General features: G+C 44.3%; 15 protein-coding genes. 8 read left to right on the top strand and 7 right to left on the bottom strand.

Annotated features, from left to right (window positions below; genetic code table 11):
* Positions 1–66: 66 nt before the first annotated feature.
* A complete protein-coding gene (locus ACFP56_RS17300; RefSeq protein ID WP_379236867.1) occupies positions 67–1224 on the bottom strand; it encodes a cobalamin-independent methionine synthase II family protein in 1158 nt (385 codons plus the stop codon).
* A 118-nt stretch (positions 1225–1342) separates the two neighbouring features.
* Positions 1343–2281 carry a ribonuclease Z gene (gene rnz / locus ACFP56_RS17295; protein ID WP_379236865.1) on the bottom strand — a complete coding sequence of 313 codons (939 nt, stop codon included), beginning with the start codon at positions 2279–2281 and terminating at the stop codon, positions 1343–1345.
* Positions 2282–2629: 348 nt separating this feature from the next.
* On the opposite strand from rnz, the gene ACFP56_RS17290 reads away from it, so the two are divergent.
* The 8 genes from ACFP56_RS17290 to ssuE all read left to right on the top strand — a co-directional run bounded on the left by ACFP56_RS17290 (position 2630) and on the right by ssuE (position 10648).
* On the top strand, positions 2630–3082 hold the full coding sequence (locus ACFP56_RS17290; protein WP_379236863.1) for a GNAT family N-acetyltransferase: 453 nt from the start codon (positions 2630–2632) through the stop codon (positions 3080–3082).
* 183 nt (positions 3083–3265) lie between these two features.
* The gene (locus ACFP56_RS17285) at positions 3266–4069 is read left to right on the top strand and encodes an ABC transporter ATP-binding protein (RefSeq protein ID WP_379236861.1); all 804 of its coding nucleotides are present in this window, start codon (positions 3266–3268) and stop codon (positions 4067–4069) included.
* Between the two features lie 72 nt (positions 4070–4141).
* On the top strand, positions 4142–4969 hold the full coding sequence (locus ACFP56_RS17280) for an ABC transporter permease (RefSeq protein ID WP_379236859.1): 828 nt from the start codon (positions 4142–4144) through the stop codon (positions 4967–4969).
* Positions 4970–5024: 55 nt separating this feature from the next.
* Positions 5025–6368, top strand: a complete 1344-nt coding sequence (locus ACFP56_RS17275; RefSeq protein WP_379236857.1) for an LLM class flavin-dependent oxidoreductase — start codon at positions 5025–5027, stop codon at positions 6366–6368.
* 13 nt (positions 6369–6381) lie between these two features.
* Positions 6382–7422 (top strand): ABC transporter substrate-binding protein, encoded by a 1041-nt coding sequence (locus ACFP56_RS17270; protein WP_379236855.1) that lies wholly within the window; start codon positions 6382–6384, stop codon positions 7420–7422.
* A gap of 65 nt (positions 7423–7487) precedes the next feature.
* Positions 7488–8825 (top strand): LLM class flavin-dependent oxidoreductase, encoded by a 1338-nt coding sequence (locus tag ACFP56_RS17265; RefSeq protein WP_379236853.1) that lies wholly within the window; start codon positions 7488–7490, stop codon positions 8823–8825.
* A 54-nt stretch (positions 8826–8879) separates the two neighbouring features.
* Positions 8880–10094, top strand: coding sequence for an MFS transporter (locus tag ACFP56_RS17260; protein WP_379236851.1), 1215 nt, complete (start codon positions 8880–8882; stop codon positions 10092–10094).
* Between the two features lie 32 nt (positions 10095–10126).
* On the top strand, positions 10127–10648 hold the full coding sequence (gene ssuE / locus ACFP56_RS17255; RefSeq protein WP_379236849.1) for an NADPH-dependent FMN reductase: 522 nt from the start codon (positions 10127–10129) through the stop codon (positions 10646–10648).
* Positions 10649–10776: 128 nt separating this feature from the next.
* On the opposite strand, the gene ACFP56_RS17250 is transcribed toward ssuE, so the two are convergent.
* The 5 genes from ACFP56_RS17250 to ACFP56_RS17230 all read right to left on the bottom strand — a co-directional run bounded on the left by ACFP56_RS17250 (position 10777) and on the right by ACFP56_RS17230 (position 16838).
* On the bottom strand, positions 10777–11739 hold the full coding sequence (locus ACFP56_RS17250; RefSeq protein WP_379236847.1) for a tRNA dihydrouridine synthase: 963 nt from the start codon (positions 11737–11739) through the stop codon (positions 10777–10779).
* A 226-nt stretch (positions 11740–11965) separates the two neighbouring features.
* A complete protein-coding gene (locus tag ACFP56_RS17245) occupies positions 11966–12769 on the bottom strand; it encodes a ZinT family metal-binding protein (RefSeq protein WP_379236845.1) in 804 nt (267 codons plus the stop codon).
* A gap of 202 nt (positions 12770–12971) precedes the next feature.
* Positions 12972–14165 (bottom strand): NAD(P)-binding domain-containing protein, encoded by a 1194-nt coding sequence (locus tag ACFP56_RS17240; protein WP_379237276.1) that lies wholly within the window; start codon positions 14163–14165, stop codon positions 12972–12974.
* Entirely contained in the window at positions 14159–15607 is a 1449-nt protein-coding gene (locus tag ACFP56_RS17235; protein ID WP_379236842.1) for a CoA-acylating methylmalonate-semialdehyde dehydrogenase, read from the bottom strand. The genes ACFP56_RS17240 and ACFP56_RS17235 overlap by 7 nt, the downstream gene beginning before the upstream one ends.
* A gap of 13 nt (positions 15608–15620) precedes the next feature.
* Positions 15621–16838 (bottom strand): iron-containing alcohol dehydrogenase, encoded by a 1218-nt coding sequence (locus ACFP56_RS17230; RefSeq protein WP_379237274.1) that lies wholly within the window; start codon positions 16836–16838, stop codon positions 15621–15623.
* Positions 16839–16850 lie beyond the last annotated feature (12 nt).

Raw genomic sequence — 16850 nt, 5'->3', positions numbered from 1 at the left:
TCCCGAAATATATAAAAAAATCCGCAGCACACAAGAGATACTCTCTTGCATACTGCGGATTTTCAATTAGCTCCAGTATTGCTGTGCAATGCGTTGTCCTTGATTGATCTTCGCCCACTGCTCATCCTCAGTCAGCTCGTTTCCTCCATCGCAGGATGCAAAGCCGCATTGATGAGATAGGAATAGGCGATCCTTATCGATAATTTTCGATGCTTCATCAAGCATTTTTAGTACACGAGTCTCATCATCCAGGGAATTTGTTTTCGAGGATAACAAGCCAAGCACAATTTCTGTTTCCGGTCTATCCTTGAATACAGCAAGCGCTTCAAGAGAGCCTGCTCTCTCGTCATCCCACTCTAAGAAGAAACGGTCATATTTCAGCTGCTTAAGGAACAGGTTCGCAATTTTCACGTACGAGCCGCCACCCATATTGCGTGAGTCGTAGTTGCCACGGCAGTTGTGCGTCCACATTTTCAAACCAAGCTCATGCCCAAAGTCGATAACCTCGTTATTAATCTCAATAAACTCCCCGGCAAGTGCTTGTACTTCGTCCTGGTTAACCTTCTCTCCCGTAAAAGGCGAGTTCGGATTATCGTCGGCAAAAAGCTCCCATAAGCAATCGTCAAATTGCAGGATCTTACCTCCAGCAGCTGCAAACTCTTCAACAAATTGCTTGTACGCTGTCACAAGTCCAAGCTTAAGCTCTTCACGCGTACGATAAACAGCATCAGCCCTGCCAATATTATCAGACCAGGACAATTCACCATAAATATGTGATGGTGAAGGCACGCAAAGCTTCGTTTCACGATCATCAGCCAACTGCTGAAGCTTCTTAAAGATCGTAATGAAATGATGATTTTTACCGCTTAATTCACCTGTGATACGAAGCCCGATGTCTTTTCTTGTTTCGTACTTGGAGGTGCCATCGATATCTCTGAAGAAATAGCCATGATCGGCAATATAGCGTTCGATTCCATGCAGTCCCCACACGAAATCAAGGTGCCACATCGATTTTGAAAATTCACCGTCAGTAATAATATCGAGTCCGTTATCAATTTCCTTCGCTACGATTTGCTCAATCGCAGCAGCTTCACATTGCTCATAGCCAGGAATTTGCTCATAAAATGGATATCGAATATCATCGCGATGCTCGATTATATGTTTATACTCTAGTAAATTAGATGGACGCAATAGACTTCCTACAATTTGAAATTTGTTGCACATGGTAGTTCCTCCCTTAGGCTGCTTGTTCATGCTTTGATCTTAGCACGCAAGAGCCAGAGAGAAATAACACCTTTAAGCTATTGCTAGATATAACATAAAGCTATTAGTGAACAGATCATTACATACTGCGTAATAACGATAGGTTAATGGGATACGGCTTTAGCTCTATAGCCGCATCTGTGTGCGTGAATACACTTCTGGCTTCTGCAACAAGCTCGGCCAAATCTTCTTGCTTATATCGAGAGCTGAAATGCGTAATGAACAACCTGCCGGCACCGGCAGCATGTGCAATTTGTGCCGCCTGTAAAGCAGTTGAATGTCCGTATTCATGCGCCTTATCAGCCAATTCATGTGCAAAGGTTGCCTCGTGAACAAGCACATCTGCCCCTTCGCCAAGCTTCACAGCATTATCACACGGCCTTGTATCGCCAAGAATCGTAATGATGCGTCCAGGCAATGGCTTGCCCACGGCTTCTGCAGAACGAATTACACGCCCATCGTCAAGTGTCACATCCTTACCCGACTTCAATTCTCTGTATACAGGACCTGGAGGAACTTTCATCTCAGACAGCCATTGGGCGTTCAGCGCACCGGTTCGCTCACGCTCCACCATACGGTATCCATAGCTTTCAATTCGATGATCAAGCTTGGCAGCCACGACCGTCATGTCTTCATCTTCGACAATCATGCCTTCTTGGATCTCGACAATGTTCAATGGAAACCCTAAATAGGTTTCCGTTATACCCAAGCTAGTCTCTACTAGCTCACGCAACCCGTTCGGACCGTAAATATCCAAGCGCTCCGTACCGCCAAGCGATGAGCGGGAGCTCAATAATCCAGGCAGTCCAAAGACATGATCCCCATGCAAATGGGTTATGAATAGCTTATTCAATCGGTTAAGCTTCAAGGGAGTTTTCAGCAGCTGGTGTTGAGTTCCCTCTCCACAGTCAACCATCCAGAACGATCCGCCATTCTCACATAGTTTTATAGCTATTGATGTTACATTTCTATCGCGAATCGGCATACCCGCATTGGTACCTAAAAACAAAAGCTCCATCCTGCTGCCCCACCTCTAAATTTATTATCACGAACACGAACAGTTTTCCATAATCCTCCTGTATTATGTCACACTGCTTTAACCATTATACGATATCGTCTTAGTGATGAGTCGTCATGTAGTACAGCCCGTTTCCAATTGAACTTGTGTTATGATGAAATTGTATTAGGGCTGTCTGAGAACTCCGAGGCCAGCCAATTTTGCTGAATTTTCGTTTCATGCAAGGCGCGTTTGGGAAGGCGTACCGGGCGTACGTCAAACAAACGGAACGAAGCAGGGGGCGAAAGGGCGTGAAAGGAGCCTCTGAGCGGGTTTTCAGACACGCCCTAGATAAAGGAGAAGAGAATTATGATGATTAGAAAATTACGTGTTGATGAGGACTCCCCGATAAAGCTTCTGCTGCTAGCGGACCCTTCTCAAAAGCTTGTTGAGGACTACCTAAAAAGAGGTGAATGCTTCCTAGCAGAAATCAATCATCAAATCGTGGGTGTATATGTTCTGCTGCCAACTAGACCTGAAACCGTTGAACTGGTAAACGTCGCGGTAACAGAGGAGCTGCATGGCAAAGGAATCGGGAAGCAATTAGTTTCACATGCCATTGAAACAGCTAGGTCAAGCGGCTACAAGACGATAGAAATTGGGACAGGCAACTCCAGCATAGGGCAATTAGCACTTTACCAAAAATGCGGCTTTCGAATTGTTGGTGTAGATTTTGACTTTTTCATTAGACATTACGCTGAAGAAATTTATGAGAACGGAATCCAGTGTAGAGACATGATTCGATTATCACAGGATTTATAAAAAATGGGTTGACATTACCTTGAATCATGTTAAACTATTCCCATAAGTTTACTAAGAATTATTGTTTCCCCTCATATGAATGCCGATTAGTTATCTAAAGGCTCCTACGTTCACTGTTCAGTGATAAGTAGGAGCCTTTCTGTTTATACGAATGTAAATCTTATTACAATAGGAGCTGATTGAATGGGAGAGAAGATTAAGGTTGAGCGCGTGACGAAAGCATTTACCGTACGTGACAACGAACAAAAGGGTGCATCAATGGAATTCACTGCGATAAGCAATATGGAGTTTTCCGTTAATGAAGGAGAATTCCTTACGATAGTCGGTCCGAGTGGATGTGGAAAGTCTACGCTGCTTGATTTATTGGGAGGTCTGTCTACACCAACAAAAGGAAGAATCTTACTTGATGGTCAAGAAATTAAAGGCCCCGGGTTAGATCGAGGCACCGTCTTCCAGCAATATGCTTTATTCCCTTGGAAAACTGCACGCGGCAATATCGAGTTCGGACTTGAAGCAAAAGGAATACCTAAGCGTGAATGGCGAGCTCAATCCGATCACTACTTAGATCTGGTCGGATTAAAAAGCTTTGCTGATCGATATCCTCACGAGCTTTCTGGTGGAATGAAGCAGCGTGTGGCAATTGCTCGTAGTTTAGCGTTTAATCCAGATGTGCTGCTTATGGATGAACCCTTTGCAGCTTTAGATGCTCAAACTAGGGAAACGCTGCAAAGCGAGCTGCTGCGAATATGGGAAAAAACGAAAAAAACGATTATTTTCATCACGCACGGGATTGATGAAGCCGTTTATCTTGGTCAACGGGTAGTGATCCTATCGGCCAATCCAGGGCGTGTAAAGAAAATCGTTGAGATTCCATTAAAGCACCGATTAGCTGATGCAGATATTCGATCCAATCCAGCATTTGTAAAAGCTCGTCATGAGGTTTGGAGTTTACTTCACGAGAATGAATATGCAGGACTATATATTTAACCTATATCCCGAAGTGAACTTTTCATTATCGAGGAAGCTTAATCAGCAAGCAAAATAAGGAGGCATGACTTTATGGTTGCGATTAGTAAACAAGTGAAATCTTCTAGAAGGCTTCAAAAACTAACGTTTAACCCTTTATTGACGCTACAAAAGCTAATTAAACAATCTATCATACTGTTGCTATTTCTAGTGGCCTGGGAGGTTGCACCCCGAATCGGCCTAGTCGATCCTGCATTTTTCCCTGCATTTTCAGAAGTAGCAGCTGCATGGTGGAACATGCTTATATCGAACGAATTATTTTCTCATTTTAGTGCAAGCATTACCCGTTCCATTGCTGGTTTTGGTTTAGCTATCGCGTTAGCAATCCCGTTAGGTTTAGTCATTGGCTGGTATCCGATTGCGCGTGATCTGCTCAACCCGATACTGGAATTGTTTCGCAATACAGCGGCATTAGCACTGTTGCCCGTGTTCATCCTATTGCTAGGGATCGGAGAAACCTCGAAGATTGCCATTGTTTTTTTCGCTTGTACCTGGCCAATTTTATTAAATACAATCGCAGCTGTACGAAACGTTGACCCTATGCTGATTAAATCTGCACGTTCGATGAACATCTCTTCCTTTGCTTTATTTTATAAAGTCATACTCCCCGCTTCCATCCCGACAATGTTTACAGGGATTCGAATGGCCGGGACTGGAGCTATTCTAGTATTAATCGCTGCCGAGATGGTTGGGGCAAAAGAAGGCTTAGGGTACTTCATCACCTATTCACAATACAACTTCATGATCCCGGAAATGTATGCTGGTATTCTTACGATTTCGATACTTGGTCTGATCATTAACTACAGTTTGTTAGCGCTGGAAAAAAGATTGTCACGTTGGAAGCAAGATCCGACCGCGTAATTTTTTTGCATCATAAACCAAGTATTCCAATTAGAATAATAGGAGTGTGTTCATTATGACAAAACGACAATTAAAGCTAGGTGCATTTTTCAATTTGCCAGGACATCATTTTGCAAGCTGGCGTTACCCTACTACTCATCCTGAGCGTTCACTTGACCTTGACTACTTTATCGAGCTTGCACAAATCGCGGAGCGTGGCAAATTCGATACCATCTTTTTCGCTGATGGGTTCGGTCAAGAGCTTCAGGAGAACTCTCCTTCTGGTATTAAATTAGATCCGATTATTATTCTCGCTGCATTAACTGCTGTAACAAAAAACATCGGGTTAGTTGCAACGCTTACGACCACGTATAACGAGCCTTTTCAAGTCGCTCGAAAATTCATTGGCATCGATCATTTATCGAAAGGCCGAGCAGCCTGGAATGTTGTAACCTCTGCAAACGGGAAAGAATCAACGTTATTCGGCAAAGAAAAGCATCTAGCCCATGCAGATCGTTATGTACGTGCTGAGGAATTTGTAGATGTAGTGAAAAAGCTTTGGCTCTCTATTGAACGTGAAGCGATTGTCATTGATAAAGAAAATGGTCAATATCTCGATCTTAATAAGGTGCACCCCGTAGATCATGAGGGACTATCGTTTAAGGTTCAAGGAACGCTAGACGCCCCTGCTTCACCACAGGGTCATCCTGTTATCGTTCAAGCAGGCTCTTCAGAGGCTGGAAAAGAGCTTGCTGCCAAAACAGCTGACGTTGTGTTTACCGGCTGGCAGACGCTAGAGGAAGCGCAAGCCTTCTATCGTGACCTAAAGGGGCGTCTAGCTAAATACGGGCGAAAAGCTGATGACCTCAAAATTATGCCCGGTGTGTTCATCACGGTAGCTAAAACAGAGGCTGAAGCCATTGCTAAACGAAAACAATTAAACTCATATATATTGCCTGATGTAGGTCTTGCTTATCTATCCCATTTTATTGGTGCTGATCTTAGTGGCTACGATGTAGATGGCCCGATCCCTGCACATTCAGACAACGACGATCCAACCAATCCGCAAACTCGTGCCAATATTGTTCGCGGCATCGCTGAGCGGGAAGGTCTTCAGACGATTCGAGAGCTTTACGAGTTTATTGCAGGGGCACGAGGACATCGGGAAATTGTCGGAACACCAGCACAGATTGCAGATCAACTGCAAGAATGGTTTGAACATGAAGCGGCTGACGGATTTAACGTTATGGCCCCTACTTTTCCTGATGGTCTAAACGATATCGTCGATCTTGTCATTCCTGAGCTGCAACGACGCGGACTATTCCGTACGGAGTACGAAGGAAATACGTTACGTGAAAATCTTGGCCTATCACTCCCCATTCAACCTGCCCAACAAACGATAAATACCATCCAATCTTAAGGAGACATGACATATGAAAAATTCAAACCAATTCGTGTTAGGTTTATTGCTTAGTGCAGTGCTGATCGGTCTATTAACTGGATGCTCTTCCTCTAGTAAATCTGCTACAGCTAAAGCTGGAGGCAGTTCAAGTGAAGATAAGGTGCTGCAATATCAAAGCTCGCCGGGCTCAGTTAGTTTTCCCGAATTAGCGGCAGATCTCGGCTACCTAGGTGATTTGACGCTGGAAAAAGTAAGTAATTCCGTTGGCGGACCCGAAAGCATTCAATTAACAGCGACAGGAGATATCGATTTTGGCTCTGCTTTTAACGGCGCAACGGTCAAGGCGATATCTAAAAATGTAAAGATCAAAGCAGTTGTCGGCTCTTATGGCAGCGATGACAACACATATATTGGAGCATATGTGCTGGAGGATAGTCCTATAAAAGAGCCCAAAGACTTCATCGGCAAGAAGGTCGGTATGAACATTTTAGGCGCACATGCTGAATTCCTCGTAAAGGATTATTTGCGACAGGAAGGCCTAACGGAAAAGGAAATCAGCGAGGTTATTCTAGTGACAATCCCACCTGCCAACGCTGAGCAAACGTTACGGAATAAGCAGCTCGATGTCATCATATTTAGCGGCATAGCTAGGGACTTTGCGCTTCAACGCGGTGGGCTCGTTGAGCTTTTCAAAGATACTGATGTTTTTGGAGGGAATTTTACTGCGGGTGATTACTTCTTTACTGAGAAGTATATTTCCGAAAACCCTACGACGGTAAAGACGTTCACTGAAGGCGTTGCAAAAGCCATTGAGTGGGCAAAAGAAACGCCCCGTGAAGAAGTTATTGCACGTTTCGAAAAAATAGTATCCGCTCGCGAAGGGAATGAGCCAACCGAAAACCTGCAGTATTGGAAAAGCACGGGAATCGCTACGACAGGAGGCGTTATTGAAGAAAAAAACTTTAGCATTTGGATCGAATGGCTGGAGAAAAACGGTGAGCTAGAGCCTGGAAAGATAAAAGCTGAGGATCTATATACAAACGAATTTAATCCGTATGCTCAAGCTCAATAGAGAAGCTCAATATGAAACATGAATTTGCCTATATTTATTAAGAGAAGGAATGGGAGTGTTACGTTATGGCAAAGAAACAATTAAAGCTCGGTGCATTTTTCAATTTCCCTGGGCATCATGTCGCAAGCTGGCGCTATCCTACAACGGGGGCGAATCGCGTATATGATATCGACTATATTAAGGAGCTGGCATTAACCGCTGAACGTGGAAGGTTCGATATGATCTTCTTTGCTGATGTTTTCGGGCAAACCTCATCGAGCTATCTAGCAAATTCACTAAAGCTTGATCCACTTATTGTTTTGTCTGCTATTGCTGCAGTTACCAAGCATATTGGGTTAACCGCGACAGCTACAACAACATACAACGAACCCTTTCAATTAGCTCGAAAATTTGCAGCGCTTGATCACCTTTCTAAAGGTCGTGCTGGTTGGAATGTCGTAACGTCAGGCAATGAAAAGGAAGCTTATTTATTCGGTAAAGCTACTCATCTTCCGCATGCGAATCGTTATGAACGCGCGGAGGAATTTGTAGAAGTCGCTAAAAAGCTGTGGTCCTCTATCGAGTCAGATGCACTCGTAATAGATAAACAGTCTGGCCGATACCTTGATCTTAATAAAGTACATCCTGTCGATCATGAAGGGCAATGGTTTAAAGTGCAAGGCACATTAGATTCACCTGCTACTCCTCAAGGTCATCCTGTTATCGTTCAGGCTGGATCGTCTGAAGCAGGAAAAGAGCTTGCTGCCAAAACTGCTGAAGTGATCTTCACCGCATGGACGACGATTGATGATGCCAAAGCATTTTATCGAGACGTCAAGGATCGCTTAGCCAAATATAATCGCAAGCCTGACGATCTTAAAATTATGCCTGGTGTTTATATTACCGTCGCTAAAACAGAAGAGGAGGCTCGTGCAAAACGCGAGGAGCTAAACCGCTACATCTCACCTGCGATCGGCCTTGAGTATTTATCCAATTTCTTCGGTATTGATTTGCGCGATCGCGATATTCATGATCCGATTCCAACGCCTGCTGAAAATAGCGATAAAACGAATCCTAATACTCGCGCTTCCATTATTAAGGAATTTGCCGAGCGTAACAACTTTACGACGTTACGTGAATTGTATGAGCATATTGCCGGTGGACGCGGACATTTAGAGCTCGTTGGTTCCGTTGAGCAGGTGGCTGATGTACTGCAAGCATGGCTCGAACAGGAGGCCGCCGACGGCTTTAATGTGATGGCCCCTACCTTCCCCGATGGATTAACCGACCTTGTAGACCTATTAATTCCTGAGCTTCAGCGTCGCGGCATCTATCGAACAGAGTATGAGGGTACGACACTTCGCGATCATTTGGGTTTAGCTTATACCTCCTCTCAGCTGCAAACGAGCACGATTCATCGTTAAGGCATCGAACGCTTACGATGGCAGGTTGACGTCGTTGCTTAGAAGGAGCTGAGCATGAGCACTTATAAGGTTTGGACACGCGAATTTACGAGTATGACCATTATAAACTCGATGTTCACCATCATATTTTTTCTATTTATCGTAACGATCACACCGTATGCCAAGGAACAATTTCATGTTTCGATTAGCACTGCCGGCTTAGCAGCTAGCGTATTCGTTATTGGCACCTTATTCGGAAGAATACTTGCAGGGGGATGGATTACAGCCTATGGTGCAATGAAAGTATTAGAGCTTAGTCTACTGTTCTTTATCATTACATCAGCTTGCTATTTTTTATCGTTTACGATCGAGCTGCTGCTTGCTGTACGAATTCTGCAAGGATTTACTACAGGTGTCATAAGTACAGCAACCGGCACGGTGAGTATGCAGGCAATTCCTTTATCACGACGTGCGGAAGGAATTGCTTACTATAGCTTTAGCGCTGTCATTGGAGCGGCTGTCGGTCCTTTTCTGGGAATATTCTTCTTATCGCTTCAAGGTGGATACCAGTGGATATTTGTGATCAATCTTATGATCGGGATCATTAGCTATACGATCTTGCTTATGACTAAAAAGCATATCCCCTCTATTCCTAAGCCTGCTTCTGTCCAGCGATCACGGTTTTCATGGAATCACATCATAGAGGTTCAAGCTATTCCGATTTCATTAATCGCTTTATTGTTTGGCTTTTGTTTTTCTAGCGTCACTTCCTATCTCGTGACGTATAGCGAGCACATTCATCTTGTAAAAATAGCGAGCTACTACTTTTTCATACATTCCGTCTGCATTATATGTACTCGCTTTTTCACTGGCAAATGGATTGATGCAAAAGGTGCCAATATTGTTCTCTATCCATGCTTACTGTTATTTTCCGGAGGATTGCTGCTATATAGTCAAGCAACCGTCGCTTGGATGTTTTTACTCGCAGCCGCATGCATGTCCACCGGATTTGGAAATTTTAATACGGGTGCTCAAACCCTAGCTGTACGGTTCAGTGAACCGCATCGTCTAGGTATAGCAACTGCTACCTACTTTATGTGTATGGATATCGGTACAGGTCTAGGCCCATACGTTCATGGGTTAATCATTGAGCAATTGGGCTATCGTCCCTTGTACTTGATTGTTTCTATGGTCGGGATGTGCTGCTTACCCTTGTATTACTATTGTTATGGGCGTAAGGAAAAAGCCACACTGCAAGCACAGCAAAACGTGCCTACTCATCCGTCCTAATTGCCAAAATTCATTTAATGGAGGTTATTCATATGTCACGTATCGTTATTATTAACGGAGCAAATGCCGCTAGTTCAAGAGTGAACGCGGTGCAGCAGCATATCGAAAAAACATTTAGTGAGGTTACTTCTATTGAAGTGTTCAAGCTACCCGCTGAGGATTTGCTTAGCGCTAATTTCAATAGCGAGCATATTCAGGCTGTCAATCAGCTGGTCGAGAGGGCCGAAGCGATCGTCGTAATTACACCGGTGTATAAAGCTGCCTACTCCGGCATTTTGAAAACCTACTTGGATTTGCTGCCACAAAAAGGACTTGAACATAAAACGATTCTGCCGATTGCAGTGGGGGGATCACTGGCTCATTTACTATCACTAGAGTATGCATTAAAGCCTGTACTATCGGTGCTCGGAGCTACAACGATATTGCAGCCTGTCTATTTGATCGATAAGCAGATTGAACGGAAGGATAACGGCAGCTTTACGATTGCAGAAGAAGCTATCCAGCGTATCGATAAAGAACTTTACAGAATCATTTCAGTCTCTAATGCGATATAATCCTCGCTTTCTCTCCATTACAGGCTGAAAACTAACAACAATTAGGTATATGAACGTAAAAAAGAGGGGCCGAAGCCCCTCTTAGTCGCATGCAATCTTATTCGATATCTGACTGTTTTGTATTACCTTTAATTTTGCTTTTCAAAGCGATTGAGCAGTTCACGTACTTCATCTGTTGACTTTGTATTCATCAATTGATTCCTTAGTTCACCTGCTCCTGGGAATCCTTTGACATATATTTTGAAGAAGCGATGGAGACCAGACATAGAGCGTGGCAATTGCTCTGCATATTGATCCTGTAGATCGAGTTGTAATCTTAGGAGGTCAAGATATTCCTCACTGCTATGCTCTTTCGGTTCTTTTTCAAAAGCAAATGGATTTTTGAATATACCTCGTCCGATCATTACCCCATCCACACCATATTTCTCAACTAACGCAATACCAGTTTGCCGATCAGCAATATCTCCATTGATCGTTAGCAGCGTACTAGGCGCAATACGGTCACGTAATTGCTTAATATCAGGTATCAACTCCCAGTGTGCATCAACCTGGCTCAATTCCTTTGTCGTTCGTAAATGAATGGAAAGGTTAGCGATGTCTTGCTTAAGAATGTGTGTCAGCCACTCCTCCCACTCGTTTATGTCATTGTAGCCAAGTCTCGTCTTCACACTAACAGGAAGCCCGCCTGCCTTTGCTGCCTCAATAATTTCCGCCGCAACATCAGGGCGTAGAATAAGACCGCTGCCTTTCCCTCTTGTAGCTACATTGGGCACAGGACAGCCCATGTTAATATCTATGCCTTTGAAGCCCAGTTCCGCCATCCCTATACTCATTTGACGGAAATACTCCGGCTTATCTCCCCATATATGTGCAACGATTGGCTGTTCGTCTTCTGTAAACAATAGACGTCCGCGCACCTTTGTCATTCCCTCTGGATGACAATAGCTCTCCGTGTTGGTGAACTCCGTAAAAAACACATCGGGCCGACCTGCTTGGGCTACGACATGGCGAAATACAACATCGGTCACATCTTCCATTGGAGCAAGTACAAAAAAGGGGCGTGGTAAGTCGTGCCAAAAGTTTTCTTTCATATATAAATCAAGTCCTCTCGTTGATCAATACGGCTTAAGCTTTCGAATAAATGTATAGCCAACCTTCATTTACACTTATATCATGCTTGATAGCTTATTTTCAACTAGAACAAATACTTAAACCTTTGCAAGTGATCTCCCAGTTAATGGAGTGCCGCTTTCAAAACTCAAAAAATGGAGCAGCATGTATTACGCTGCTCCGTTCAAATAAGTTAATGTCGATGCATTAATGAGCCATCATTTCATGTGCTATCGTGTGGCCGTCCATTGATGTAGGATAATACGTGGGCCAGTTGACTACTTCCTCTAGCAAAGCAGCACGATCATTCCCCCAATATAAATGATAGTGTCCTGCAACTGTTGGATAAATACTATGGTCACTAAATTGAATATAGGTTGGTAATCCTTCTGTAGGCTCAGTTAATTTAAATATAAATCGTACGCCGCGATTACCTTTTTCATACGTTAATATTTCGTATCCATCACTTACGTATTCCCCCGTATTAACTTCTTCTCCCTCATAAAAGGTCACTTGATTACGTTCAATGACAATGCGATTCACCGTTGTCTTATAACCAATTTCATAGTATTGCTTATATTGTGCTGCGGTCATCGAATCACTTTGCTTAGCCTTATGCTCAAACACTTCATCTAATGTCCCATCTAATAAATACGGATATACAGACTGCCAGTCACCAGCCCAGTCTGATAATTCTCGATTGTTAATCTGATCATCATCAAAATAACCAGAGTAAATTCGCTCTAATTCCACATCATGTTCGTGATTATGATCCCCTTCCTCTTCATGTCCATGATCGCTATCATCTTCCTTATCATGTTCGTGATTATGTACCTCCTGCTCACTATGTACATGGTCGTGCCCGTCTTCTTCCGTTTGAAGGTCACGTTCAGCCTCTTGCTGTTCCATTCCAGTTGAATTCTTATCCTCCATATCTACATCCTTAGACTGACATGCTGCTAGCATTACACTTAAAGCAACAATACTTACCCACATCATCGTTTTCCTCATTGTAAGTTCCACTCCTCATTAATCGTAATTATTACGTTTAATATATTATCCAACAATTCCCTAGAAGTCAATACTAATAGTAATTATTACGATTAAATTATACGAGCATTACTAACATTAAAACAAAAAAAAAGAGTGAGCTTAGTCGTCGCTCACTCCTCATTAATAAATTTAACTAATCTATATCTTTTCCCTGCCTCAACTACTCATCTGCTAGCACGATATCCCACTCATGAATCTCGTATCGTCTAGCCTGCTGAATAATGTAAGGATCCTGCTTCACCCAGTGCTCAACTTCATCCTGTGATGCTGCTCGATAGATGACAAGCCCTCCTGCACCATCAACGAATCGACCATTAGCAAGCAGCATGCCAGCCTGTCGTCTCTCTGCTAAAAATGCAAGATGCTCCTCTCGGTACTGGACACTTTTATCCGGATCAAGCATCGGTAAAAACACAGCAAAATGCTTCAGCTTACCTTGCTCGCGTTGTTGATGATCCCGCTCCTGTTGATATACAAACATGCCCGACATATCCTGATCGCCATGCCCTTGATGCATCGCGCGCTGAAGCAATGCCTTCACGCGTGCACCGACAACGGATTGTACGCCCATGGAGCTAGCCGCTTCGACTGCGAGATTCAAGTCCTTCGCCAGCAGCTTAATTGCAAAGCCCGGTTGATAGTTTTGCTCTGCAATAAACTGTGTATAGTGACGCTCGAATATTTTACTTTGAGCGAAGCTGACATTAAGAATCTGAAACAGCTGCTTCAAATCTAATCCAAACTGCTCAGCTAGCGCCAGCGCCTCACTCGTTGCCTGCGTATGAATACCTACCATTAACTGATTGATCAATTTTACCGCCGAGCCGCTGCCCGCTTCACCGACCCAATGAATATGTTGACCAACAGCTTGAAGGACAGGCAATACTTTATTGAACGTCTCCTGTTGTCCGCCAACCATAATCGTCAACGTTCCGCTTGCTGCACCAGTCGTACCTCCGCTCACCGGTGCATCTACAAACAACAGCCCTGCTTGATCGGCAGCTTGTTCCAGTGATGCACTTAACGCAGGTGAAACCGTACTGCAATCGACTAGAATTAATCCTTCTCTTGCATGCTTGATTATTCCGTCCTCACCCAAATATACGTCCTGAACGTCTTCGGGCATCGGCAAGCATGTAACGATTATGTCCATCTCTTGTGCCAATTGCTTATAGGAGTGTGCAACGTTTCCGCCTTGTGCTGCAAATGCCTCCTCTTTCTTGCTGCTTCGATTTTTCCCGTGCACTTCATACCCTGCCTTCATCATGTTCAGTGCCATCGGAAATCCCATATTACCAAGACCAATAAATCCGATTTTCATCGTTTTGCACCTCTCTCTATCAAATTTTAATATCTAGCTGTCATCATTTTTTTTCGAGTATAAAATTCTACTCCATCTTTCCCGTTAGCATGTAAGTCTCCATAGAATGATTTCTTATAACCTGAAAAAGGGAAGAAGGCCATCGGTGCTGGAACGCCGACATTAATGCCCAGCATCCCTGCATCAATCTCCTCGCGAAATTGTCTAATTGCTTTTGCGCTGTCTGTATACAGGCAAGCACCATTAGCAAACTCCGACTGATTAGCTAACTCAATCGCTTCCTGCAAGCTATCCACACGAACGACACTAAGTACTGGCGCGAAAATCTCGTCCTTCCATATGGTCATCTCTGGCGTAACACCATCAAAAATTGTTGGCCCCAGGAAGTATCCTGAACCTTCGACGGCTGCAACTGCTCTACCATCAAGCACTAGCTTGGCTCCCTCATTGATGCCCGATTCAATATACTGGATCGTCTTCATCTTATGCTCTTGACGAATGACTGGACCGAGAAATACATCCTTCTGCAAGCCATCACCTATTATTAATGCACGAGACTTTTCAACCAGCCTCTCGATTAATGGCTCTGCAGCATTTCCAACAGCTACAACGACAGCACAAGCCATACAGCGTTCACCAGCAGAACCAAACGCAGCGTTAATAATATTGGTCACGGTCAAGTCCATATCCGCATCCGGTAGGACGATGCTATGGTTTTTAGCACCAGCAAGCGCCTGTACTCTTTTGCCTCTAGCAGCCGCTTCACGATATACATACTCCGCTACTGGCTGTGATCCAACAAATGAGATCGCCATTACCTGCTCATGCTGAATTAGCCCATTTACAACATCATGTGCACCATGAACGATATTAAGTACACCGTCTGGAAGTCCTGCCTCACTAAACAGCTGAGCTAAACGATTAGCTAAAAGCGGCGTTCGCTCTGAAGGCTTTAATACAAAGGTATTGCCACAGGCGATTGCCAGCGGAAACATCCAGCACGGGACCATCATTGGAAAGTTGAACGGAGTGATGCCTGCAACGACTCCAATCGGATAACGATACATCGATGATTCCAGCCCTGTAGCAATGTCTGGCAAATGAGAGCCCATCATTAACGTTGGCGCGCCCGCGGCAAATTCGACACATTCGATACCACGCTGCACCTCTCCTAATGCCTCCGTGTAGCTTTTGCCATTTTCCTTCGTAATCAGTTCTGCCAGCTCTTGCTGGTGCTCGATTAAAAGCTGCTGATACGCAAATAACAATCTAGCTCTGCGAGGCACGGCCGTTGCCTTCCAGGCTGGAAATGCTTGCTCGGCTGCCCGTACTGCAGCCTCAACATCTTCAGCAGAAGATAACGGCACCTTCGCCATTTCTAGACCGTTAGCAGGGTTTGGAACGGAAAGGGTTGATGAACTTTTGGCATCTGTCCATACCCCATTAATATAATTTTGCAGCATCGTGACACTCATATTATGGTACCTCCTAGATTATTAACTCCTGCAAATCATCACCATACATATAATCAAAGCAAACGTGATAAAGCTGTTCTATATCCTCTCTTGTTACATCAAATGGACAATTAGCTGGACTTCCGCTATCCATCGCATCACTGACCATTTTCGGAATGGCTTTCCTATACAATTCTCGATCTATACCATAGTCATTAAGATTACCAATCCCTAGCGAGCGGCATAGCGATTTAACTGCATGGATTATAGCTGAAGCATAATCTTCTTGCTCTCCCCCAGCTTGTGCTCTTGCGCCTGCAACATCTCGTACCCGCTCCTGTTGGATCAGCATAGTGTGAATATCGGCCAAGCGCTTAGATGCTGTCTTGCTTGCCATAAATGTTAATACTGCGGGCAGCAGCATCGCATTCGAGATGCCATGCGGAACATGAAACAAGGCGCCGATTGGTCTGGACATGCCATGTATGAGCGTAACGGATGCATTAGAGAATGCAGCACCTGCGAGCATGGCGCCTAATGCCACCTGTTCATAGTCCTCAGTAGACGCCTGCTTATGGTAAACTTTCGGCAGATGCCTATAAATTCGTTGAATCGCTTGCAATGCCCAAACATCTGTTGCTGGCTGTGCCTTTCTCGAGAGGTACGCTTCAATCGCATGACATAGTGCATCTACACCTGAGGAAGCGACCACGCTTGACGGACAAGTCATAGACAGCTCCGCATCAACGATTGCCGCTTTGGGCAGCAATTGAGGCTGAGCAATCATCATCTTAACTTGACTGTCCGTATCAATAATAACCGTCACCTTTGTGACTTCAGAGCCAGTACCTGCGGTTGTCGGAATAGCGATCAGCGGCAAGGCTTCCGACTGGAAACGATGCCCGCCAGTAAATGTATAGCTGGAAAGCTGACCACGATTCGTCATTAACACAGCAGCCGCCTTGGCTGCATCGATGCAACTCCCTCCTCCTAGCGCAATAAATAAATTACAGCCCTCTGCCTCACATATTGCTACAATTTCATCTACGTGCTTTGTAGTCGGCTCTGTATTCACGCCACAATAGCTTACGTATTCGATCCCTGCTTCAGACAGATACTGACTACAGCGCTCAACTAGACCGTTTTTCTGCATCATAAGATCACTTACGATAAGTGCCTTGTTTCCCCACAGCTTAGCAAGCACGCCAACCTGCGTTAACGAGCCTGCTCCATATTGAATACGACTGGGCATAAGCAATTCGTA

This window comes from Paenibacillus septentrionalis, from assembly GCF_042659865.1.
Lineage (GTDB): Bacteria > Bacillota > Bacilli > Paenibacillales > Paenibacillaceae > Pristimantibacillus > Pristimantibacillus septentrionalis.
This window is presented reverse-complemented; position numbering and strand designations above follow the sequence as displayed.